The organism is Marinobacter nitratireducens (assembly GCF_000708045.1).
Taxonomy (GTDB): domain Bacteria; phylum Pseudomonadota; class Gammaproteobacteria; order Pseudomonadales; family Oleiphilaceae; genus Marinobacter; species Marinobacter nitratireducens.
On sequence record NZ_ANIE01000007.1, the window covers coordinates 357,086 to 378,916 of the forward strand.

Consider the following 21,831-nt stretch of genomic DNA (forward strand, 5'->3'; position numbering starts at 1 on the left):
CGTTCATTTTTATTCAAAATCAGCGCAACTTATAACAAGAAGGCCTGATTTGGGCAACCGGAAACAGTATACATAATGTATCCATCCCGCGCCCTGACCACTGCCACAGAATTGCGACTGTGCTAGCATCCAGCAACCAGACAAGCATCCCGGCGCATGCATTGCCCTGCGCCAGAACCCAAGCCAACGGAGATCAGGTTTTATGAAAGCAACCGTCGACTGGACAGGCAATGCCAGCTTTAAGGCCACCAGTGGCAGTGGCCACAGCGTACAGTTGGACGGCCCTCCGGATCATGGCGGCGAAAACCTGGGGCCTCGCCCGATGGAATTGCTGTTGATGGGTCTCGGAGGCTGCTCCTCTTTTGATGTCATGAGCATCCTGAAGAAAAGCCGCCAGGACGTGACCGCTTGCCACGCCGACCTGGACGCCGAGCGTGCCGACGCCGTTCCCTCTGTCTTCACGAAAATACACCTGCACTTTGTGGTGACCGGAAACAACCTGAAAGAGAACCATGTCAAGCGCGCGGTCAGCCTGTCCGCGGAGAAGTACTGTTCTGCTTCCATCATGCTGGAAAAAGCCGGCGTCGAGATCACTCACAGCTACGAAATCCGCGACGCTGAATAACACATCCGGCCCTTCAAATAGGGCCAGAAAAGGGCCTCTGGCATCCGCCGGGAAGCAGTAACAGATACCGGTGCTAAAATGTGCTTTCACAGACTATCCAATGTCACGTCCGGTGTGCATAATACGCACCCTCTCCGCCGGTCTGCGCAAAAGGTGAACAGCCTGGTCAGTAGTCGGTGGCGGCCTCGGCAGGGCGGAATAGGCTCGCCCTGCAGTCATTCATCTCCATCATCCGGAGGGGCTGAGCATGGAAACCAAACTCCAATTGCACGGTTTCAACAACCTGACCAAATCCCTGAGCTTTAACATCTACGACATCTGTTACGCGCAGACCGAAGAACAACGCGAAGCCTACATCGACTACATTGACGAGATGTACAACGCCGAGCGTCTGACCCAGATTCTGACCGACGTGGTTAAAATTATCGGCGCCAATGTACTCAACATTGCCCGTCAGGATTACGAGCCTCACGGTGCGTCCGTCACCATGCTGATTGCGGAGCATGAACTGACCAACGGCGAGGCAAACAACGAAGAATCGCCAGGCCCCCTTCCGGATACCATCGTGGCGCATCTGGACAAGAGCCACGTCACGGTTCACACCTACCCGGAAAGCCACCCGCACGACGGTGTCAGCACCTTCCGTGCGGACATTGACGTTTCGACCTGTGGCCTGATCTCACCACTGAAAGTGTTGAACTACCTTATCCACAGCTTCGATTCGGACGTTGTGACAGTGGATTACCGGGTCCGGGGCTTTACTCGCGATGTGGATGGTACCAAGCATTACATTGATCACGACATCAACTCGATCCAGAACTACCTCACGGAAGATACGCAAAACGCCTATCAGATGATCGACGTGAACGTGTACCAGGAAAATCTGTTCCACACCAAGATGATGCTGAAAAACTTTGATCTCGATAATTACGTTTTCGGGGTGAATGCCAGCGACCTGGACCCCGACGAAGCCAAGTCCATTGAGGAACGCCTGCGCCGGGAGATGCTGGAAATCTTCTACTCCCGGAATGTGGAATAGGCTGGCAAGGCGCGCCCCGGGCGGCGCGCCGAACATCCATCAGTTTTTTTGAACAAAGCCTCCAAGATTCTCCGATTTCATCCTATCTGCTCTAGCTGTTCAATAGTCCCATCACATTCCAATGTCCTTGGAGGCTATGAACATGAAGAACATTCTCGTTGTTACCGCAAGTATCTTTGGCAAAGACGGCCAATCCTCGCAGTTGGTTGAAAAAACGCTTGAGCAGCTTCGCCAGACCCACGGCGAGATCCAGGTCACGACACGGGATCTTGCCGCCGAGCCGGTCCCGCACCTGGATGCGACCCGTTTTGGTGCTTTCCTTGCCTCGGCGGACGAGCGCAACAACGACCAACAGCAAGTCGTGGATTATTCAGATTCATTGATCGATGAAATCCATAACGCCGACATTCTGGTTCTCGGAGTCCCGATGTACAACTTCGGCATTCCCTCCGCACTCAAGGCTTACTTCGATCACATTGCACGGGCAGGGATTACCTTCCGCTACACTGAGAATGGCCCGGTTGGTCTGCTTCAGGATCGCCCCGTCTATGTACTGGCGGCCCGCGGTGGCATCTATGCCGGGACAGCGAATGATTCGCAGACTCCGTTCATTCGCTCGTTCCTGGGCTTCATCGGCCTGACCGATCTGCACTTTGTTTATGCCGAGGGGCTCAACATGGGTGATGAGCAGAAGCACAATGCCCTGACTGAAGCCAGCCGGGACATTGCAGCCCTGGCATCCTGAGACGTTCGAAACAATGCCGGTTGGCAGGAGGTAGCTGATGACAGAGCGCATGCTGAAACAGGTCATTCCCGGTGCCGAGACATCCGATGGCGCCGGCGTTCGGATCAAACGTTCCCTCGGACAGAACCCGTCGGTTCGGCTGGACCCGTTCCTGATGCTGGACGAGTTTGGCTCGGAGAGCGCAGAGGACTACATCGCGGGATTCCCGTCGCACCCGCATCGCGGCTTTGAGACCGTCACCTATATGCTTGATGGCCACATGTTGCACGAGGACCACCTGGGAAACCAGGGCGATCTGTGCACGGGTGGTGTCCAGTGGATGACCGCCGGGCGTGGCATCATTCACTCGGAGATGCCTCAGCAGACCGAGGGCCTGATGCGGGGCTTCCAGCTCTGGCTGAACCTGCCTGCCGCCGAGAAAATGACCGACGCGGGCTATCAGGACCTTCAGCCGGAAAGTATCCCCGAGTTCACCTTTGCAGGAAGCAAACTCAAGCTGATCGCAGGCACGCTCGAACTCGGCGAGCAACGCTGTCTAGGGGCAGTCACGGATCGCAGTACCCAGCCGATTTATGCGGATATCCACCTGGAACCCGCGGCAAAGCTCACGCTGCCCATACCCGAGGGCCACAACGCAATGCTCTACCTGTACGAGGGCGAAGCCAGCGTTGGCCGGACTCCCCTGCGTGCCAGCGCCGCCAGTGTACTGAGCGATGGTGACCATATCATCCTGACCGGCGGGGCTGAGCGGGCTCGTTTGCTGTTGATCGCGGGCAAGCCGATTGGCGAACCGGTCGTACAGTACGGCCCATTCGTCATGAACACCCGGGAAGAGATCGAACAGACTCTCCGGGACTATCGGGATGGTCGCCTGACAGCCTGAACAGGTGTCAGGCAAACGGCTTCTGGGCCATCAGCTTCTGAACCATGGGTCTGACCAACAGATCCATGGCCAGAGCCATCTTGGTTCCCGGGATAACCAGCGTATCCCGACGGGACAGACTGCTACCGGCAATCACCTGAAGCAGATAAGGGAAGTCCACTTCCGACGGGTCGCGAAAGCGGATCACCAGCATGCTTTCGTCTTCCGAGGGCACATCCCGCACAACAAAGGGATTGGATGTGTCCACCAGGGGGATACGCTGGAAGTTGATGTGGGTGTGAGAAAACTGCGGCACAATGTCGTGTACGTAGTCGTCCATCCGGTTGATGATGGTTTCTACGACAGCCTCCTGGCTGTATCCCCGTTTGTGGGTGTCCCGGTGAATTTTCTGGATCCACTCCAGATTCACAATGGGTACCACTCCGATCAGCAGGTCAACATACTGTGCGATGTTGAAGGCCTCGCTGACCACACCGCCATGCAACCCTTCATAGAACAGCAAATCGGTATCTGCCGGCAATGATTGCCAGGGTGTAAAGGTGCCTGGCTTGTGCCCTGCGGAGACGAGGTTACGGTCTTCGTCGTGGACGTACTGGCGATAACGGCCATTGCCAGTATGACCGTAGTCGTAAAACAGCGCCTCCAGCTTGTCGATGTGATTGGCCGCCAGGGCAAAATGGTTGCGCTCGCCAAATTGGCCCTTGGCCGCCAGACGCGCCATCTGCTCACGGTTGTAACGATGAAAGCTGTCGCCGCTGACCATAGCCGCGTTCAGTCCCTCGCTGGCAAACATGCGGCTGAAGATCTGACCGGTGGTCGTGGTGCCTGCACCGGACGAGCCGGTCACAGCAATGATCGGATGACGCTTCGACATGATTGGAAAACCCTGGAAATCAGGTGAGAGTGTCGAGCAACCTCGGTTTCTCGACGACGAAACCCTGAGCGTAGTCCACACCCAGTTGTCTCAGCATATCCAGAATATCCCGCGATTCAACCTGTGATGCGATAACTTCACGGTCCATGTAATGCGCCATATCGACCATGGAGCGCACCATGGCCCGGTCTGTCTCGCTGGTGGTGAGCTGGCCAATAAACGCGCTATCAATCTTGATCAGGTCCACCGGCAGCGAACGCATGAACTGGAAAGAGCTCGGGCCGCTGCCGAAGTTCCCCAGACAGAAACGACACCCCAGCTCTTTCATTTCTTCAATGAATTCGGCAATTGCTGCCACATCGTTGATCGCGGAAGCTTCCGTGAGTTCGAACCAGAGCCGCTCTATAGGGGCATTCTTCTCACTCAGTTTCTCGTAGATGAACTCCAGCAGGGACTGATCATTCAGTGAGTAGCCAGACAGGTTGATACACATGCCCCCGAGATGCCTGGGGTCCGGAGCCTTGTCCCGCAACCAGTCAAGCATATGACCCACCACCCAGCGATCGACCGCCTGCATGCGGTCGTAGCGCTCCGCCATACGAACGAAATCATGGCCGGTAATCAGGTTCCCCGCGTCATCATACATACTGATCAGCACTTCATACTGCGCCGACATATTGGCCTTGGGATGAAGCGGAATGATCTTCTGACAACGCAACAACATGCGCTCCTCGTTCAAGTCACTCAGGCTCGCAACCTTCTCGGCAATCTGTTCCTGACGAGCCTGCTCTGACGCGTCGGGCATATACTCGGCAATTTTGCCATGCCCCAGCTGCTTGGCCGAAGACAGTGCCTGTTCCGAGGCCCTTAACCAACGCTCTGCGTTCACCAGGGTGGGCAACTGAGGCACCACCCCGGCACTGGCCGACAATTTGTAGCTGCGACCCCCGAAGGTAAATTCGGCGCTTTCCACCGACGACACCAGTGCCCTAGCCGACTCCAAGGCCGTCTCGGCGGGCACCAGCAGGGCAAACTCGTTGCCAGCCAGGCGCGCCAACGGCATGCCGTCTTCTACTTTTTGGCCCAGTAGCCTGGCCACCTCTTTCAACGTATCGTCGCCGGCCTGGTAACCCGCCGTGTCATTCAGCAGCCGGAAACGGCGCAGGTCTAACCGAACCAGGGCACGATCATCTTCCCGTCTCGCCAACTGCTGATCCAGCATGCGTTCAAATTCTCGGCGCCCGAGCAACCCTGTCAGCTCATCATGGGTCGTTGCCCAGGAAAGCTGGTCATAAACATTGCGAACCATACGGTCAATGCTTTCATCCACAAGCGGCCGCTCATACTGGCTATCCGGAACAATCACGCCTTTACGCATCTGCCGGGCCAGCGCTTCCAGCTCCAACTCCACCACCCGCATGCCCTGGTGATTGACGAACACAAAGCGGCTGAAGCCCCGGGCAATCCACACCAGTCGGATGTACTGGGGTTCCTCTGGGTTGTCCTGATCTCGCAACCAGTCTCCGGTTCGCAGCTGCTGCGCCCTGTTGATCCAGCGTTGCAGGCTCCGCTTCTCCCGCTCAGACAGTTTATTGGTGCTTTTTTCCTCTTCCTGCATCGCCGGCACCTCGACCATTTCTGGCAAGGTATCGGGGCTGCGCACGAGAAACTGCTTGAGCTCATCACGGATCTGCGACGAAGGCATGTGATTGCTGGAGATCGACGCCAGGCCGTCCTGAATCACTCGCAAAAGCTCCGGCAAATTGATGGGGCTCGCCGGGTCCTCAGCGAATGCCAGCAAGGAATCGATCACCGACAGGTAGTCCTGCCATAACTGGCTGTCTGCCCCCTGACGAATCCAGGTCAGCGACAGCAAATCACGCCAGCCTCCGTCCAGCAAACTCAACACCGCTTTGGGAACCTTGCGACCGGCCAGTTTTTGATTAAGCACCTCAGAGACGGCCGCCTTCGAGTCTGAAACCTTCTGTGCCCCCTCAGCCGCTGCCGTAACCCGCTCGACGTTGCGCCGGTACACAAGGTTCTGCCGATCGATCAGAGTATCGAGTTCCTGTACGGTCTGCTCAAAGACACCGGTATCCTGCTCGAAGTCATTGGTAATGCGGGTAACCAGCTCGTCCATACGGCGCTGAACCACAGGGTTGATTCGCCCGCCTTTCACTCCCAATTGGGCCAGGCGATTGAGCACCCCGCGAACTGGACTGTCCTGATCGTCAAAGAACTCTGGATCCCTCATGACTACTTTGAGGACAGGCACCTCCAACTGTCGCATGCGCGCCTGAGCGTGCTCGCTGAGCTTGGGGCTCTCGACAACCGAATGGAAAAACCGATCGACAACGTCGAGGGTTGACTGCTGCTCTTCGTTCAGCCGGTTATCGCCACTTTCCTTGACCTTCTCGACCACACGCTCGCGGAGCGGCAGCGCCTCGGCCCCGGGGGCCTCAACCTGCAACTGTTGCAGCTCCCGCTGCAGTTCGCCGGAGGACAACGGGCGAGCATTCGGGGCAAACGCGACGGGTTCTGCATCACCCCGCGCTACGCGACTGGCATTGAGCGTCGTCAGCAGATTTCTGACGGTGGCAAAGGCCGTCTGGGCGGCCTGGGCATAGCCCCGAAACTCGTTCCCGGTCTTACCGGGTTGGCTTGTCGGTTTTTCCCGCTCGGCGGGAGCTGCGGCTTTCTTCACCGACTCTGTAGGCGCTTTAGGCTTGGGCTGCGGTTCCTTGGTGTTCGCAGCCTTGTCACTCAGATATTTGGTCAGATCCAGATCAGGCAGAACGCCGTGGCGAATCAGTATGTTGTTTAGCTCTTTGTAGAGCGGCCCCAGATGCTGCAGAACCGATTGTTCAAAGACTTTCAGGCAGACTTTTTCCACCTCGCGGGAAGTCTTCATCTGGCTCAAGCCCGCGTGAAACGCTTCACAGACAAGGGATGGCCCGAGGGGATTGTGGTGACCGGTTGCGTTAGCAATGCCAAGCTTGTCGAGGCGCAGCTTAAGCTGAAGCAGATCTCCCCGATACAGGGTGTCGGCTTTGGTGACCATCACACGAATGGTCAGCCAGTCCTCAAATTCACCTTTGTCGACAACGGACAACTCCGACCCTGGAAATCCCTTGGGGGCCGGTTTCAAGGGCGATTCAAGGCTGCGGGCCATTTGATGCCAGATCACGCGTTGCCGGGCCTGAATCTGCCCGGAGGCGTCCATGTACTCATTGGCCAACTGATCGCTTGACGCTTTCTGCGCCGCGGCCTTGAGGCCGGACACCATCTGCACAAAGCAGGCATCCATGAGCGGCTCGATAAACTGAATCACCGCTTTGGCAGACTGGTGCAGAACAAACTGGATCCGATCGCTCGGTGCCCGGAGCGATGCCCTCTGCTGGCTCGAAGAACCACCACACTGCTGAAGCATGGCACCAACGGCTTCCGGGTTCGGTCGGGTAAAATTGACGCCCATGGCACCATCAATGCGACGCACAATATTCACATACAACTCGTGGCGGTGACTGCCATCGACGCTGCGAAACCGGACTACGATTTCCGGGGGCGTTCCACCTGCGAGTGCCTGATCAAGCTTTCGTGACGTATCACCGGAATAGCGTACAAACAGCCCCTCGGCGCAAAAGTCCGCGATCTGACAGGGCCAGGACTCACCCATACCCAAGTCAATCTGGGCTGCAAGCTTGATGGGCTGCCGGGGGCTGCTTCGACGTTCTCTAGGATCCATGAACTACCTGATATTTCAGCAAGCCACAGCCGTTACCAAAGCCGACCTGTGTGACTCACATCCCTGAAAATGGCGGCCTTGGCCACCTGCTACTTTGGGAACCATGTCTGTAATATAGCGGTCAGATCCGATCAGACAACCGACCTTGATTACAACATTGTGATTAATGAAACAGCTTAGCCAGATATATCTTCTTTTACTACTGGTAACAGGCCTCTCGGGGTGTACGACCATTGGCTACTACACCCAGGCGATAGGAGGTCACCTGTCACTGATGACGTCCGGCGAACCCGTGGATGCCTTGCTGTCCGGAGACCACACCGACCCCGAACTTCGTTCAGCCCTTCAGACAGCGAAACAGGCGCGACTTTACGCGCAGGAAAAGCTTTCGCTCCCGATCGGCGATGCCTTCACAGAGTATGTGCAACTCAATCACCCGTGGGTGGTGGTCAACCTGGTCGCCGTGCCGGAATTCTCCCTGGAGCCACACCGTTGGTGTTATCCGGTACTGGGCTGCCAGGCATACCGTGGGTACTTCGACATTGACGATGCTCGGGCGGAACAGGCGATTTTCGAAGCTGAAGGCTATGACACACTGATTGGAGGTGTTACTGCCTACTCGACTCTCGGGTGGTTTGACGACCCGCTACATTCCGGCTTCACCCGACTCAGCGAAGATCGCATGGTGGCGCTGATGTTTCACGAACTCGCGCATCGTGTTGTCTATGTCGACGGTGATACCGCTTTCAACGAAAGCTTTGCCACAGCGGTGGAACTCGAGGGCCTCAAGGGATGGCTGGTCCAGGCTGGCAAGCCGCAGCTGTTCGAACTGGCCCTGGAACGGCTGCAGCAACGCCAACAGACCCTGGAGCTGGTTCGGGAAGCCGCCAACAGCCTGAAAACCCTCTACCGCCAGCAGGGGGCGCGCCCGGAAGAGGAGCTCAGACGTGTTAAAGCTGACATCCTCAGTGATCTGCTGGCTTCCTACAACGAGCTGACAGAACATTGGGCGCAACCCGGCCCGTTCGGCGCATACCCTGAACAGCTCAACAATGCCAACCTTGCTTTATTCCAGCAGTACAACCAGTACGTACCGGGTTTTCGAGAGCTCCTGAGAGAGCTGGACCACAACTACCCGGCGTTCTACAACGCGGTGAAAGGCCTCGCGAAACAGCCTGCCAGTACGCGGTCGGCAACCCTGGAGAAGCTGTCAGAGCGGTTTACAGAAGACCTTTGAATTTCTCTGGGCATTGTAGGAAGCCAGTTTTGGGCCAGGCAAAGACTGCACGGAAGTCGGCTGAAAACCGCGCTCCCGAAACCAGTGTTCGGTCTGGGTGGTAAGAACAAACAACTTGCCAAGCCCCTGGCCGCGGGCCAACTTCTCGACCATGGCCAGAATCTCGTCACCTCGACCGGAGCGCCGGTAGGATGGGTCCACCGCGAAGCAGGACAACTCTCCCGCCCCTTCATCCGGGTACAGATGCAACGACGCACAGCCAACAATGGTGCCGTCCCGTTCGGCCACGACAAAGCGGTCGATTTCGGTCTCCAGCATTTCCCGGGATCGTCTGACCAGAATCCCCTGTTCTTCCAAGGGCTGAATCAATTCCAGAATGCCGCCGATATCCTCAACCCGGGCCTGCCGAATCTGCTCGTAGTGGTCGCCACTGACCAGGGTGCCGGAACCATCACGGGTAAACATCTCTTCCAGCAGCGCACCATCCTTCAGGTAGCTAATAATGTGCGCCCGACGAACCCCTTTTACGCAGGCATCGCAGGCAGCCCTGAGCAAGTCGGCATCATGACCGGTCACCGCGCCAGACGCCAAACGCTCTGATGCCTGCCTTGCCGAGAGTTCCCGGATCAATGAGCCGTCTTCCTCCAGCAACCCCTGATCGTCTATGAACACGATCAACTTTTCCGCCTGAAGCGCCGCCGCAACCTGGCTACCCACATCTTCATAGGACAGGTTAAAGGCATCGCCAGTGGGCGAGTACCCCATAGGCGGCAGCAACACGATATGGCCCAGCTCAAGGAGCTTTTCAATGCCCGCCACATCGACCCGGCGCACCCGGCCAGTGTAGCCATAATCAATGCCATCCAGGACACCGACAGGCCGGGCGGTCACGTAATTTCCGCTACTGACCCGAATCCTGGCATTGTGCATGGGTGAATTTACCAGCCCCATGGACAACTGGCTTTCGAGGTGTGCCCGCAAACCGCCGATGGCTTCCATCACCAGCGGCAATACCGATTCCGGCGTCACGCGGAGGTTGCGGGCGAACGAGGATTCAAAACCGGCACTGTCCAGGCGTGACTGAATCTGCGGTCGGGCGCCGAACGCCACCACTAATCGCACCCCGAGACTGCTCAACAACGCAATGTCGTGAATGATGTTGATGAAGTTTCTGTCGGCAATGGCGTCCCCGGGAATGGTCAACACCACCGTACGACCGCGATGGGCGTTGATGTAGGGGGATGAGTGCCGGAACCCATGCAGCCAGTCGTTAGAATTCAATCACTTCTCCATATCAGTCAACAATAGTGGGCTACAGGCAGAACTGCCGGATCAGGCCCTTGAGAATCTTCACGGTGGGCTCAAGCTGGGACAGCTCCAGAAACTCATCCGGCTGGTGCGCCTGATCAATTGATCCAGGCCCCATCACGAGGGTTTCGAGCCCCAGCTTCTGAAGCCAGGGTGCCTCGGTGGCGAAGGCAACGGCGTGAGCCGTATGCCCGGTCAACGTTTCACAGACTCTCACAAGCTCCGCGTCGGCGGCGGTTTCGAAGGGAGGGACGCCGTCAAATAACGGCTCGAACACCAGCCCCAGCTGCCGGCGCTCGGCGACCGGCTGAATCTTATTCATGATGGCCTGACGCAAGGTCTCCATATCCATTCCCGGCAGCGGGCGGAGATCAAAATGCAGCTCGCAGCGAGCACAAATCCGATTCGGATTATCGCCGCCATGAATACAACCCAGGTTCATAGTCGGAACCTGGACCTCAAACGCGGCATTCTGGTAACGGGCCTGCCACTGTGACCTCAACTCCAGGAGTTCACCCAATGCTTCGTGCATGCCCTCCAGGGCATTATTTCCGAGCGCTGGATTGGAGGAATGCCCTGACTGCCCCTCAAAAGCCAGCCGCTCCATCATGATGCCCTTGTGCATGCGCACCGGGCGCAACGCCGTCGGCTCGCCAATCACCGCATAACGGGCTTTCGGAGTACCTGCCTCGGCCAGGGCGCGAGCACCATTCATTGAGCTTTCCTCGTCCGCCGTGGCGAGGATAATCAGCGGCTCTTTCAATGGCTGGCCTGCGTACTCTCGCGCGGCTTCGATCGCCAGGGCAAAAAAGCCTTTCATGTCACAGGTGCCAAGACCATACCAGCGGTCGTCACGCTCGGTCAGACGAAAGGGATCACTCTGCCAGCGCTTGTCATCAAATGGCACGGTATCGGTATGCCCGGACAGAACAAGCCCGCCGGGACCGCTACCCAGGGTCGCAATGAGATTGAACTTTCCGGGCATCCCGGGCACCGCGAGGATCTCCACCGAGAACCCCAGGGGCTTGAGCCAGTCCGCCAGGGTGTGGATCACCGCCTCGTTGCTATGATCCCAGTCGGGAGACGCACTACTGATGGACGGTAGGGAGATCAGGCGGGTCAGCATCTCCCGGATACCCGGCACGGCCTCCACATTTACGGTCGTCTGCGACATCGTTCTCTACCCTCCCGCGGGCTTACTGGCCGCGCCCAAGGCGCCAGACCTCGAAACGGGCAATGGCGCGGATCAGCATGGGATAGGCCACTTCGCCGCCGGCAACCACCCGCGCCACTTCAAGCTCGCGGTCGCTGACGCTGACCAGCCTGCCTTCTACAACGTTCTCGTTGTTCAGGGTCACCCTGACCTTGCGCCCGACCCACTGCCCGGCACTCGCAACACTGTCGGCGTACCAACCCGGTTCACCTGCAACTTCATCAGACCCGGTTTCCACGGGCGCCACCGCAGCTTCAACCACCGGCGGTAATTCCCGGAGATAGACTTCAGGCACCACAGCGCCATTATAAGAAACCGACCAGCCTTCAAGGTCTGCACCGCCCTGCGCCTCAGGGTATACCGGGATACCAGCAAAGGGCGCCGCCGGATCCAGCCTGAGCGAGAGTTCTCCGCCTTCGGTTAACCACTGCCGATACAATGCCAGCAACTGGCTGCTGGCATTGAGGCCACGAGCCTCGAACCCCTTGCTCATCGCCTCGACCGCCTGAGCGGCCCATGCCGGAACATCCAGCCCGGTTTCACGGGCACAATAGGCGGCCACTCTGCGCATCAGGCCACCATCTCTGACCGTGACGTCCATCGCACCGGAGGCGTTTTCAAACACACGCTCTGGCTCCATCGCAGCCAGTTGCGCACCCGGCCAGTCAATCTCAAGACTACCGGTGCCAGCGGTACTGACCTCTGCGTACAGGCCGTCAGGGCGCTGACGAACCATCACCTCGCCGCTGATGCTGGTGACGCCCATTCGCCTCAAATCCCCGCTGCCAAGTTGCTGGCGAGAGTCCGGCGCGCAGGAAAGGACGATGAGCGCCGGTTCGCCCTCGCTGGTCTCTCCCTCCGCGGTCACCCAGTTGCGGAACATGGTCGATTCGAGCGCCAGGCCGAGCCCTTCCGCTCTCAGGGTCCAACTGACGGGCATCAATTCAGGGTCAGCCAACACACTCAGCAAGGTCAGCGGCGAGCCGGCATCAAACTCAAGCTTGCCAATCTCCAGCGGCCGGGTCAGACGAAAATCCTGCCAGCTCCCACCCGTGAGCACCAACCGGCCATCCAGACCGGACCCGATCGTCCCGCGCTCAAGGACGCCCCAGGATTCCAGACTGGTCCTGGCTTCAGCCAGGCGTTCATTCGCCAGCCACCAGACCCCGGCCTTGAACCCGCCAACCACAACCAGCGTCAGCACAATTAGAAATGTGATCAGGCGCTTCATCCGGAAACTCCTCAGGGCATACCGTCAGTTGCGGGAAATCAGGGTACCGACACCCTCGTCGGTAAAGATTTCAAGCAGGCAGGCATGCGCTACCCGACCATCAATGATGTGAGACGTTCTGACACCGTTTTCGACCGCGCTCAGCGCACAGCGGATCTTGGGCAACATTCCGCCATGGATGGTGCCATCTTCGATCAGCTCATTAACCTGCTGAGCAGTAAGCCCCGTCAGCACCTTGTCGTCCTTGCTCTTCAGCCCGGACACATTGGTTAGCAGAATCAGTTTCTCCGCTTTCATGGCTTCGGCAACCTTGCCCGCCACGAGATCCGCATTGATATTGTAGGAGGCACCGTCAGGCCCGACGCCGATTGGAGCAATAACCGGGATGATATTGCTCCGGGTCAGCATATCGATGGCATCCACATTGACGCTGGCGACCTCGCCAACATGGCCAATGTCGATAATTTCCGGCTTTTCCAGCTCCTCCGACCGGTTCACAACCTCCAGCTTGCGGGCTCGAATCAGGTTGGCATCCTTACCGGTGAGCCCCACGGCCGTGCCCCCGTGGGAGTTAATCAGGGAAACGATCTCCTTATTGACCTGCCCCCCAAGCACCATCTCCACCACGTCCATGGTTTCCGCATCGGTCACCCGCATACCATTGACGAAGCGTGACTGGATGTTCAGGCGGTCGAGCAATTCGCCGATCTGAGGGCCACCACCGTGAACCACAATCGGGTTCAACCCCACCAGCTTCATCAGCACCACATCGCGGGCAAAACTGCTTTTAAGGTCTTCGTTTTCCATGGCGTTACCGCCGTACTTGATCACCACGGTTTTCCCGGTAAACCGTTGAATGTAAGGCAGGCCTTTACTCAGTACCGAAGCCACCTGCATTGCTGTTTCACGATCCAGCGCCATGTTTTTGCCTTAATGATCCATAATTGATTCGTTTGAAATTCGGAGCGTCAGAACTCGGCGACCACATCCGGAGCGGCCTTGCTCAGCTGTTCCCGGAACACACCTTTGATCCGCTCCAGAGCATCCTCGTTCTCAGCTTCAAAACGCAACACCAGAACCGGCGTGGTGTTTGACGCCCGGCACAACCCCCAGCCATCGGTATAGTCCACCCGGATACCGTCAATCGTGCTGATATTACCATCGCCAAAATCGCCGACTTCACCGAGACGCTCGATGATCGAGAATTTGTTCGCTTCGGTCACTTCGACATTCAGCTCGGGGGTACTGATATCCTCAGGGAAGTCTTCGAACACGTCTTCACTATGGCGATCCTCGATGCCCAGGATTTCCAGCAGACGAGCCGCTGAATACAGGCCATCGTCAAATCCATACCAGCGCTCACCAAAGAAGATGTGGCCACTCATTTCGCCAGCCAGCAAGGCTCCGGTTTCTTTCATTTTCGATTTCATCAGGGAATGGCCGGTTTTCCACATAATTGGACGGCCGCCCGCCTCGGACACCACGCCAGCCAGACGACGGCTGCATTTGACGTCGTACAGTACATCCGCGCCCGGATTCCGGGACACCACATCCCGTGCAAACAGCATCAGCAACCGGTCCGGCCAGATAATCTTGCCTGTATTGGTCACCACGCCGAGCCGGTCGCCATCACCGTCAAACGCCAGGCCGATATCGGCACCTTCCTCTTTGACCCGGGCAATCAGATCGGCCAGATTCGCAGGTTTGCCTGGATCCGGATGATGATTGGGGAAATCGCCATCAATCTCGCAGTACAGCGGGATTACCTCACAACCCAGCTCTTCCACCAGCATCGGGGCCAGCTCGCCAGCAATGCCATTACCCGCATCAACAACGACTTTGAGGGGAGCGGCAACGGCAATATCTCCGACGATACGGTCCAGGTAGGCCCGGCGAACGTCCTGAGGGTTCTGGCTGCCCTGGCCACGGGCAAACTCACCGCTCTGGATGCGCTGATGGAGCTTCTGAATGGCTTCGCCGGACAGGGTTTCACCGCCCAGCATGATCTTGAGGCCATTGTAATTTGCCGGATTGTGACTGCCGGTCACCATGACGCCAGAACCGGTACCGAGTTCATGGGTTGCGAAATATAGAACCGGAGTCGGCACAGCACCAATAGGGATAACATCACATCCGGTGGACATGATACCCGCCCCCAGAGCGTCAGCCAGCTCGGGGCTGGAGTGCCGGCCATCATAGCCGATGCAAATGGCCGTCACGCCACGCTCAACGGCTTCGGAACCGATGGACTGCCCGATAACACGGACCACCTCTGGCGACAGCGTTTCTCCGACAATACCGCGAATGTCATAGGCGCGAAATATATCCGGAGACAGTTCAACGCCGGGATTGGGCGTCTCCTCAAGCCCCGACAGATCATCATCCCCAAAGCCCAGGACATCTTCATCGCCATCCAGCATGTCGATGTCCGGCATATCGGAGTCCTGGAACAGAGGCTCATCTTCAGAGGATGCGGGCTGCCTGCCTGTCTTTTTAGGCCTGGCCGCCTCCACTGCCTTGGCAAGCCGTTTTTCCACAGTCTGGGACAGGCGGTATAGCACTTCACCGGCAGAAGCAATCAGATCCCAACGAAACGGCGGCAACTTGGCGCGCTCTCCGCCAAACACCTTATGTGACCACTGAATCAGGGCAGCCACATCCTGGCGCAGCCCCCGTTGCGCTCCGGAGATCAGGATCCAGCCAATGATAGCGGCAATCAGCGCCGGAACCACGACCAGGATGGCAATCATCACAATATCAACCGGTGCGCCCACCATCCGGGCGGGCTTGTAGGTAACCGACCAGTCCGGATTGACAAGCGGACGGGACATTTCCGTCCCGCTGCCATTGCCGTTGCTAACAACGGCTCGGGACGAACCAGATATAGTCTGTACCAACGCCAGTTGCCCACCCAGTTCAGCATTGACAACCTGCAGCAGCGGGCGAAGCTGAGCCGCGTCAAAAATGACCAGCAGACTGCCGGTCACGGCATTGCTTTGTGGGTTGCGCACAGTCGCGGCCATCTGCACAAACCACTTGCCATCTTTGGGAAACGCATCCGGAAGCATAGGGCTGGCGAGCTCGGCTTTTCTGGCCAGCTCCAAGCCAGCGAAGCCCAGCAACCCATCGCCATTGGCCGTGCGGGGCACCTTCCGGTAGGGGAAAAGGTGGGCCTCCACAACGCCTTCCAGCGGTGCTGTCAATCGAGCCTCAACCTGAGCAACTCCCGAAGTCCCCGCCACGGCTTCCCGCACATCCATCCGGGAGGCCAGACTATCGACACTGTCCTGCAGCAGGGCAAGATACTGATTGATGCGGATGGCCGCGGAATCAACCTCAACCGAGGCAGCCTGCTGCTGCCTGTCTTGTGCTGCCGGTTCCACCACCAGAAACTGGATCAGGGCAGCCGCCAGAACTGCAGCCAGCACCACGGCCATAGACTGGTTGACTGCTACCGAGGTGAGTTGCCGGAGCTTGGGCCCCTTGCCAGCGTTTTTCTTGTCAGCCTTCGCCGCCTTCCTGGCAGTTTTTTTGTCCTCAGGGGCGTCGGAATCGGAAGTCTTCTTACCCAGCTTCATAATTCATCCTGCAATTTATTATTTCGTCCTGGCCAAGCACTTATGCGCAAAGTATAGACGCCGACAAGTGTCAATGCGTCGCCGAGCTGAGTCTCAACGGGTACCGGTGGAACCGAACCCCCCCTCGCCCCGGGCACTGGCATCAAATTCGGAGACAATTTCAAAATCGGCCTGCACGACGGGAACCAGCACCAGCTGGGCGATCCGTTCACCGATATCGACAGTAAAGGTGGTGTGACCGCGATTCCAGCAAGAGACCATCAACTCGCCCTGATAGTCCGAGTCGATCAACCCGACAAGATTACCCAGAACAATACCGTGCTTATGGCCCAGACCGCTGCGGGGAAGAATCATGGCAGCAAGGGACGGATCGGCAATGTGAACGGAAAGGCCGGTTGGAATCAGTTCGGTTTGCCCCGGTTCCAGTGTAAGAGGTTCCTTCAGGCATGCTCTGAGATCAAGGCCGGCAGATCCTTCGGTGGCGTACTCGGGAAAGGGAATCTGTTCGCCGATGCGGTTATCCAGCACCCGAACCTGAAATGTCTGTCTGGTCATGGGGAGTCCTTTAGGTGTTCTGAAATCAGTTCGATCAGTGAACCGGCAACCTGCTGCTTGCTGGTCGGCCCGATAGAGCGCTGCCCACCAGGCCAGAAGACTGTCACTGCATTGTTATCACTGTTGAAGCCCAGACCGGGCACGGATACATCATTGGCCACAATCATCCGGAGCTTCTTCCGTTGCATCTTGTCTGTCGCGTATTTAGCCACATCCGTGGTTTCCGCGGCAAAACCCACGGTAAAGGGCGCATCCTTGCGGTCTGCGATGGTTGCCAGCGTATCGGGATTGCGCACCAGAGCAAGGGCCATTTCCTCACTGGATTTCTTGATTTTGTCCCCGGCACAGGTCTGAGGTCGATAATCCGCAACCGCAGCGCTGGCAATAAACAGGTCACATCCCTCATCGACTGCGGCCGAGGCGGCCTCAAGCATATCCTGCGCCGTGGTAACATCTTGTACGTCCACTCCCTCCGGCGACGGGATAGTGACCGGCCCGCTGATCAGCACCACCTTTGCCCCGGCATCGCGTGCAGCGGCAGCCAGAGCGTAGCCCATCTTCCCCGAGCTGTGATTGGTGATATACCGAACGGGGTCGATTGGCTCTCGGGTGGGGCCAGCGGTGATCACCACCCGCTTGCCCGATAGTACGCCGTCCGTTGATGCCCCCTGAATCCGTTCCAGCAGGGCCTGAGGTTCAAGCATCCTCCCTGGACCGGTGTCACCACAGGCCTGCTGCCCCTGATCCGGTCCCCACAGGCGAATCTGAGGATCATCTTCCAGAAGCTTTATATTGCGCTGCGTCCGATGGTTCCGCCACATCGCCTGATTCATTGCAGGCGCCAGAGCGATGGGAGCCTCGGTCGCCGAGCACACGGTGGTGAGCAGATCATCGGCCATACCCTGTGCCAGCCGGGCGAGAAAATCGGCTGACGCGGGCGCCACTACAACCTGATCCGCCCATTTCGCCAGCTCGATGTGCCCCATGCCGGACTCTGCCTCCGGATCCAGCAGCGAGGTTCGCACCGGCTCACCACTCAAAGCCTGGAACGTCAGGGGAGTAACAAAGGCTTCCGCACCCGATGTCATGACAACACGGACGTCGTAGCCGGCTTTCTTCAACAACCGCACCAGCTCAGCGCTCTTGTAGGCGGCAATACCTCCGGTGACACCCAGAAGGATTCGTTTGGCGGCCATAGGGCTCCGTATCCTCATAAAAATAAAGGTTTATAACATAGCATGGTCTGGCCACTCAGGCAGCCCGCAAGACGCGCTCAACGGTTACGCTTTTTCACTCTTTCGCGTAATCTAATGTAACACTGAGACTCACATCCCGGTGCAGGACGCACCACAACACCCAAATCCAAGGACAAGGACATGTCAGACTCCCCCTGGCCCACGGACGAGCGACCGCGAGAGCGGCTGCTGCGCCACGGCGCCAACACTCTCTCCGATGCTGAGCTACTGGCCATTTTTCTGCGCACCGGCACCGCCGGCGTGCCCGTTATGGCCATGGCCCGCAATCTCATTGACAGCTTTGGCGGCCTGCGGGGACTGATGACGGCCTCCCAACGGCAGTTCTGTGGTGTGCGCGGGCTGGGTAGCGCAAAATACGCCCAGGTTCAGGCCGCCATGGAGATGGCCAGGCGGGTGATGGATGAACCGCTGCGCCAGGGTGACCCACTGCGCTCACCCGAAGATACCCGGCGTTTTCTGACCAGTCGGCTATCCACCTACCCCCACGAAGTCTTCGCCGGCCTGTTCCTCGACAACCGGCACCGCGTCATCCAGTACCACGAACTCTTCCGCGGCACCATTGATGGCGCCGCCGTTTACCCGAGAGAAGTGGTTCGCCAGGCACTTGAGCACAATGCGGCGGCGGTCATTTTCGCCCACAACCACCCCTCCGGGGTTGCCGAGCCAAGCCAGGCCGACGTTTCGCTGACCCGTAGGCTCAAAGAGGCCCTGTCACTGGTGGATATCAGGGTTCTTGACCATATGGTTGTCGGCCATGGTGAGGTAATATCGCTGGCAGAACGGGGTATGATGTAAATCCGTCGGGGCCATTGCCGGAAAACTGGCCAAATTCCCAACAATTTTTTGCGTTGGGGGGTGAGTTCTGGTATAAAAGCGTCCCTTTCTGGCGGCGTCTGGCAGGCAGCGTTCCGTTTATTAGGCGCGAACAGGGAGCAAGTGAGCTCCCCGGCAACCAGAGACGCATTTAAAACGAATTCGTATTGATTAAGACCACTGCTCAGGTCGGAGGCAAGTATGTCCAGAGTTTGTCAGGTTACCGGTAAGCGTCCGGTCACCGGTAACAACGTTTCCCACGCGATGAACCACACTCGTCGCCGTTTTCTGCCGAATCTGCAGAACCATCGTTTCTGGGTTGAATCCGAGAAGCGTTTTGTAAAGCTGCGCGTATCCACCAAGGGCATGCGCATCATCGACAAAAAAGGCATTGACGCTGTGCTGGCCGATCTTCGTGCCCGCGGCGAGAAAGTTTAAGGAGCCGCATCATGCGCGAAAAAATCAAGCTGGTATCTTCAGCAGGCACTGGTCACTTCTACACGACCATCAAGAACAAGCGTAACACCCCGGAAAAGATCGAGATCAAAAAGTACGATCCGGTTGTCCGTAAGCACGTTGCGTACAAGGAATCCAAGATCAAGTAATATCGATCTCCGGCATCCTGATGGCCAGCTCCGGCTAGGCCAGACGAACAACAAACCCTCGCCCCTGGCGGGGGTTTGTTGTTTAAAGACCCGCCTCTCTTCGCAACAACTCGCGCTTACGCTCAACTCCCCAGCGATAACCCGACAAGGCTCCATCACGCCGAACCACCCGGTGACAGGGAATAGCAACCGCCAGACAGTTGGCTCCGCAGGCACGGGCAACGGCGCGCACCGCCTTCGGCTCCCCTATGCGTTCAGCCAGATCAGAATAGCTAACCGTGACCCCCACAGGAATTTCGCGCAACGCTTCCCACACTCGCTGCTGGAAGACCGTGCCCTGAATATCCAGCGGCAGATTCAACGCTGTGCCGGGCGCCTCAACCACCCCCACCACTTCCGCAACCATTCGCTCAAAAGCACGATCTCCGCCAATCAGCTCCGCCTTCGGGAAGCGATCCTGAAGATCCCGGACCAACGCATCCGGTTCATCCCCCAGCAGGATGGCGCAAACGCCTCGCTCACTTTGAGCCACAAGAATCGACCCGAGCGTACATTCGCCAACCGCAAACCTGATCACCACCCCCGCACCACCGGCACGATATTCTCCCGCACGCATCCCCAACACCTGAGCAGACGATTCATAAAACCGGCTACTGGAGTTATACCCGGCACCATAGATGGCATCAGTCACCGTGCCCTCGGCAGCCCCCAGCTCATCCCGAACCTTTCGGGCGCGACAGGCAATTGCATAGGCCTTGGGCGTCAGCCCTGTTTCCGCCTTGAAGACACGATGAAAATAATGGGGACTCAAGCGGGCCTGTGCCGCCAATTTACGAAGGTCGGGCACGTCCTCCGATGATTCGATGAGACGACAGGCTTCACGGACAAGCGCGATGCGATTGGAAACAACTGCGGTTCGGTCACCCTGAGGGCGACGACTTGGGCGATAGCCGGCCTTTTCAGCGAGATCCGCAGAGTCAAAGAACTCGACGTTCTCCCGTTTTGGCAACCGAGACGTGGCGCTGGGACGGCAATAAACACCGGTCGTGCGCACCGCATACACGAAACAGTTATCGGCACGCTCATCCCTGCCAACGATTGCTTGCCAGCGAGCCTCGTCCGTTCCGTAATCTGACACTTCTGAGCCCTGGACAGTCATTGCACGCTCCCTGATACCCAACCAAGAGATATCAGGATAGACAGCCGCTTAATCATGAGAACTCGGTTTTTTGCTCTTGAATTCCACTCCCCCGAAAAACAGTCAAAACGTTTCCAGGTATCCCTTGGGCAATGCGATATCCATTGCGATCGGCAGGTGATCCGACATCGGATAGCTCACTACTTCCGAACGACGAATTTCCAGAGATGGGCTGACCAGAATATGATCCAGCGCCTTTTCCGGACGCCAGCTCGGGAAGCTGTGCGCAGAGTCGGGCAACGGCACCAAGTCCGTTTCCTTCAACGGGGTCTGTGTCAGCAATTCTTCGGCATGATTGTTCATATCACCCATCAGCACCACATGCTGATAGTCCGCAATTTGCTCCCTGACAAATCCAAGCTGTCGCTGCTGCGCCGCTTTACTCAGCGAGAGGTGCATCTGCACCAGAACCAGGGGGTCCTCTTCCGATCCATACCGGGCAATGATAACCCCACGCCCGGGAATCAGTCCCGGCAACTTGTGCTCAGTTACATCCAGCGGCCGATACCGGCTCAACAGGCCGTTGCTGTGCTGGGCAATCTGACCAAGATTCCGGTTAAGCTGCTGATACCAATAAGGAATGCCGGCGGCTTCGGCAAGATACTGGACCTGATTGATGTAACCGCTTCTGAGACTGCCGCCATCGCACTCCTGCAACGCAATGACATCGTAGTTGCTGATCAGCTGCGCGATACGATCAAGATTCTCGATCCGGCGACGGTGCGGCAGGATGTGTTGCCAACTGCGAGTGACGTAGTGACGGTAGGAAGACGTGTTGATGCCGACCTGGATATTGAAGGTCAGAAGACGGATGTGCCGGTGCGGCTCGAATTCAGGGACATGCTCCAGCCCCGAGCAGCGACCTCTCGGCGGACGCTCCGGCTTGAGCATGGTATCAATCTGTTTGCGAAGTCGCTTATACATAC

The 21,831-nt window shown here is 57.7% G+C and carries 19 protein-coding genes; 8 read left to right on the plus strand and 11 right to left on the minus strand.

Going from position 1 to position 21,831, the window contains the following annotated elements; genetic code table 11:
- Positions 1-202 precede the first annotated feature (202 nt).
- The 4 genes from D777_RS12835 (at position 203) to D777_RS12850 (ending at position 3,292) form a co-directional block, all read left to right on the plus strand.
- Positions 203-625: an OsmC family protein gene (locus D777_RS12835; RefSeq protein ID WP_036132756.1), complete on the plus strand. Its 423-nt coding sequence runs from the start codon at positions 203-205 to the stop codon at positions 623-625.
- A gap of 247 nt (positions 626-872) precedes the next feature.
- Entirely contained in the window at positions 873-1,664 is a 792-nt protein-coding gene (gene speD, locus D777_RS12840; protein ID WP_036132758.1) for an adenosylmethionine decarboxylase, read from the plus strand.
- Positions 1,665-1,806: 142 nt separating this feature from the next.
- Complete coding sequence (locus D777_RS12845; protein ID WP_036133108.1) at positions 1,807-2,409, plus strand: FMN-dependent NADH-azoreductase; 603 nt, start codon at positions 1,807-1,809, stop codon at positions 2,407-2,409.
- A 37-nt stretch (positions 2,410-2,446) separates the two neighbouring features.
- Positions 2,447-3,292: a pirin family protein gene (locus D777_RS12850; protein WP_036132760.1), complete on the plus strand. Its 846-nt coding sequence runs from the start codon at positions 2,447-2,449 to the stop codon at positions 3,290-3,292.
- Positions 3,293-3,299: 7 nt separating this feature from the next.
- On the opposite strand, the gene D777_RS12855 is transcribed toward D777_RS12850, so the two are convergent.
- Together D777_RS12855 and D777_RS12860 are read right to left on the minus strand one after the other, a co-directional pair.
- Positions 3,300-4,166, minus strand: coding sequence for a phosphoribulokinase (locus tag D777_RS12855; protein WP_036132761.1), 867 nt, complete (start codon positions 4,164-4,166; stop codon positions 3,300-3,302).
- A gap of 19 nt (positions 4,167-4,185) precedes the next feature.
- On the minus strand, positions 4,186-7,911 hold the full coding sequence (locus tag D777_RS12860) for a DUF1631 family protein (protein WP_036132762.1): 3,726 nt from the start codon (positions 7,909-7,911) through the stop codon (positions 4,186-4,188).
- A 166-nt stretch (positions 7,912-8,077) separates the two neighbouring features.
- Here D777_RS12860 and D777_RS12865 point away from each other — a divergent pair, with 166 nt between their 5' ends.
- The gene (locus D777_RS12865) at positions 8,078-9,148 is read left to right on the plus strand and encodes an aminopeptidase (RefSeq protein WP_036132764.1); all 1,071 of its coding nucleotides are present in this window, start codon (positions 8,078-8,080) and stop codon (positions 9,146-9,148) included.
- Here D777_RS12865 and argA read toward each other — a convergent pair.
- The 7 genes from argA to coaBC all read right to left on the minus strand — a co-directional run bounded on the left by argA (position 9,122) and on the right by coaBC (position 18,229).
- Positions 9,122-10,429, minus strand: coding sequence for an amino-acid N-acetyltransferase (gene argA, locus D777_RS12870; RefSeq protein ID WP_036132765.1), 1,308 nt, complete (start codon positions 10,427-10,429; stop codon positions 9,122-9,124). The two genes, D777_RS12865 and argA, sit on opposite strands and share 27 nt — an antisense overlap.
- 31 nt (positions 10,430-10,460) lie before the next feature.
- Entirely contained in the window at positions 10,461-11,630 is a 1,170-nt protein-coding gene (gene argE / locus D777_RS12875) for an acetylornithine deacetylase (RefSeq protein ID WP_036132766.1), read from the minus strand.
- Positions 11,631-11,652: 22 nt separating this feature from the next.
- Entirely contained in the window at positions 11,653-12,900 is a 1,248-nt protein-coding gene (locus tag D777_RS12880; RefSeq protein WP_036132767.1) for a hypothetical protein, read from the minus strand.
- Between the two features lie 24 nt (positions 12,901-12,924).
- Positions 12,925-13,821, minus strand: coding sequence for an acetylglutamate kinase (gene argB, locus D777_RS12885; protein ID WP_036132770.1), 897 nt, complete (start codon positions 13,819-13,821; stop codon positions 12,925-12,927).
- A gap of 47 nt (positions 13,822-13,868) precedes the next feature.
- Positions 13,869-16,478: a phosphomannomutase/phosphoglucomutase gene (locus D777_RS18320; protein WP_036132772.1), complete on the minus strand. Its 2,610-nt coding sequence runs from the start codon at positions 16,476-16,478 to the stop codon at positions 13,869-13,871.
- A gap of 93 nt (positions 16,479-16,571) precedes the next feature.
- A complete protein-coding gene (gene dut, locus D777_RS12895) occupies positions 16,572-17,033 on the minus strand; it encodes a dUTP diphosphatase (RefSeq protein WP_036132774.1) in 462 nt (153 codons plus the stop codon).
- Positions 17,030-18,229: a bifunctional phosphopantothenoylcysteine decarboxylase/phosphopantothenate--cysteine ligase CoaBC gene (gene coaBC, locus D777_RS12900; protein WP_036132777.1), complete on the minus strand. Its 1,200-nt coding sequence runs from the start codon at positions 18,227-18,229 to the stop codon at positions 17,030-17,032. Before coaBC ends, dut begins: the two co-directional genes overlap by 4 nt.
- Positions 18,230-18,409: 180 nt before the next feature.
- On the opposite strand from coaBC, the gene radC reads away from it, so the two are divergent.
- The 3 genes from radC to rpmG all read left to right on the plus strand — a co-directional run bounded on the left by radC (position 18,410) and on the right by rpmG (position 19,707).
- Entirely contained in the window at positions 18,410-19,084 is a 675-nt protein-coding gene (gene radC, locus D777_RS12905; protein WP_036132779.1) for a RadC family protein, read from the plus strand.
- Positions 19,085-19,303: 219 nt separating this feature from the next.
- Positions 19,304-19,540: a 50S ribosomal protein L28 gene (rpmB, locus tag D777_RS12910; RefSeq protein ID WP_011786975.1), complete on the plus strand. Its 237-nt coding sequence runs from the start codon at positions 19,304-19,306 to the stop codon at positions 19,538-19,540.
- An 11-nt stretch (positions 19,541-19,551) separates the two neighbouring features.
- Positions 19,552-19,707: a 50S ribosomal protein L33 gene (rpmG, locus tag D777_RS12915; protein ID WP_036132783.1), complete on the plus strand. Its 156-nt coding sequence runs from the start codon at positions 19,552-19,554 to the stop codon at positions 19,705-19,707.
- Between the two features lie 82 nt (positions 19,708-19,789).
- On the opposite strand, the gene ada is transcribed toward rpmG, so the two are convergent.
- The gene (gene ada / locus D777_RS12920; RefSeq protein WP_036132785.1) at positions 19,790-20,866 is read right to left on the minus strand and encodes a bifunctional DNA-binding transcriptional regulator/O6-methylguanine-DNA methyltransferase Ada; all 1,077 of its coding nucleotides are present in this window, start codon (positions 20,864-20,866) and stop codon (positions 19,790-19,792) included.
- A gap of 102 nt (positions 20,867-20,968) precedes the next feature.
- Positions 20,969-21,829: an endonuclease/exonuclease/phosphatase family protein gene (locus D777_RS12925; RefSeq protein ID WP_036132787.1), complete on the minus strand. Its 861-nt coding sequence runs from the start codon at positions 21,827-21,829 to the stop codon at positions 20,969-20,971.
- Positions 21,830-21,831: the final 2 nt, after the last annotated feature.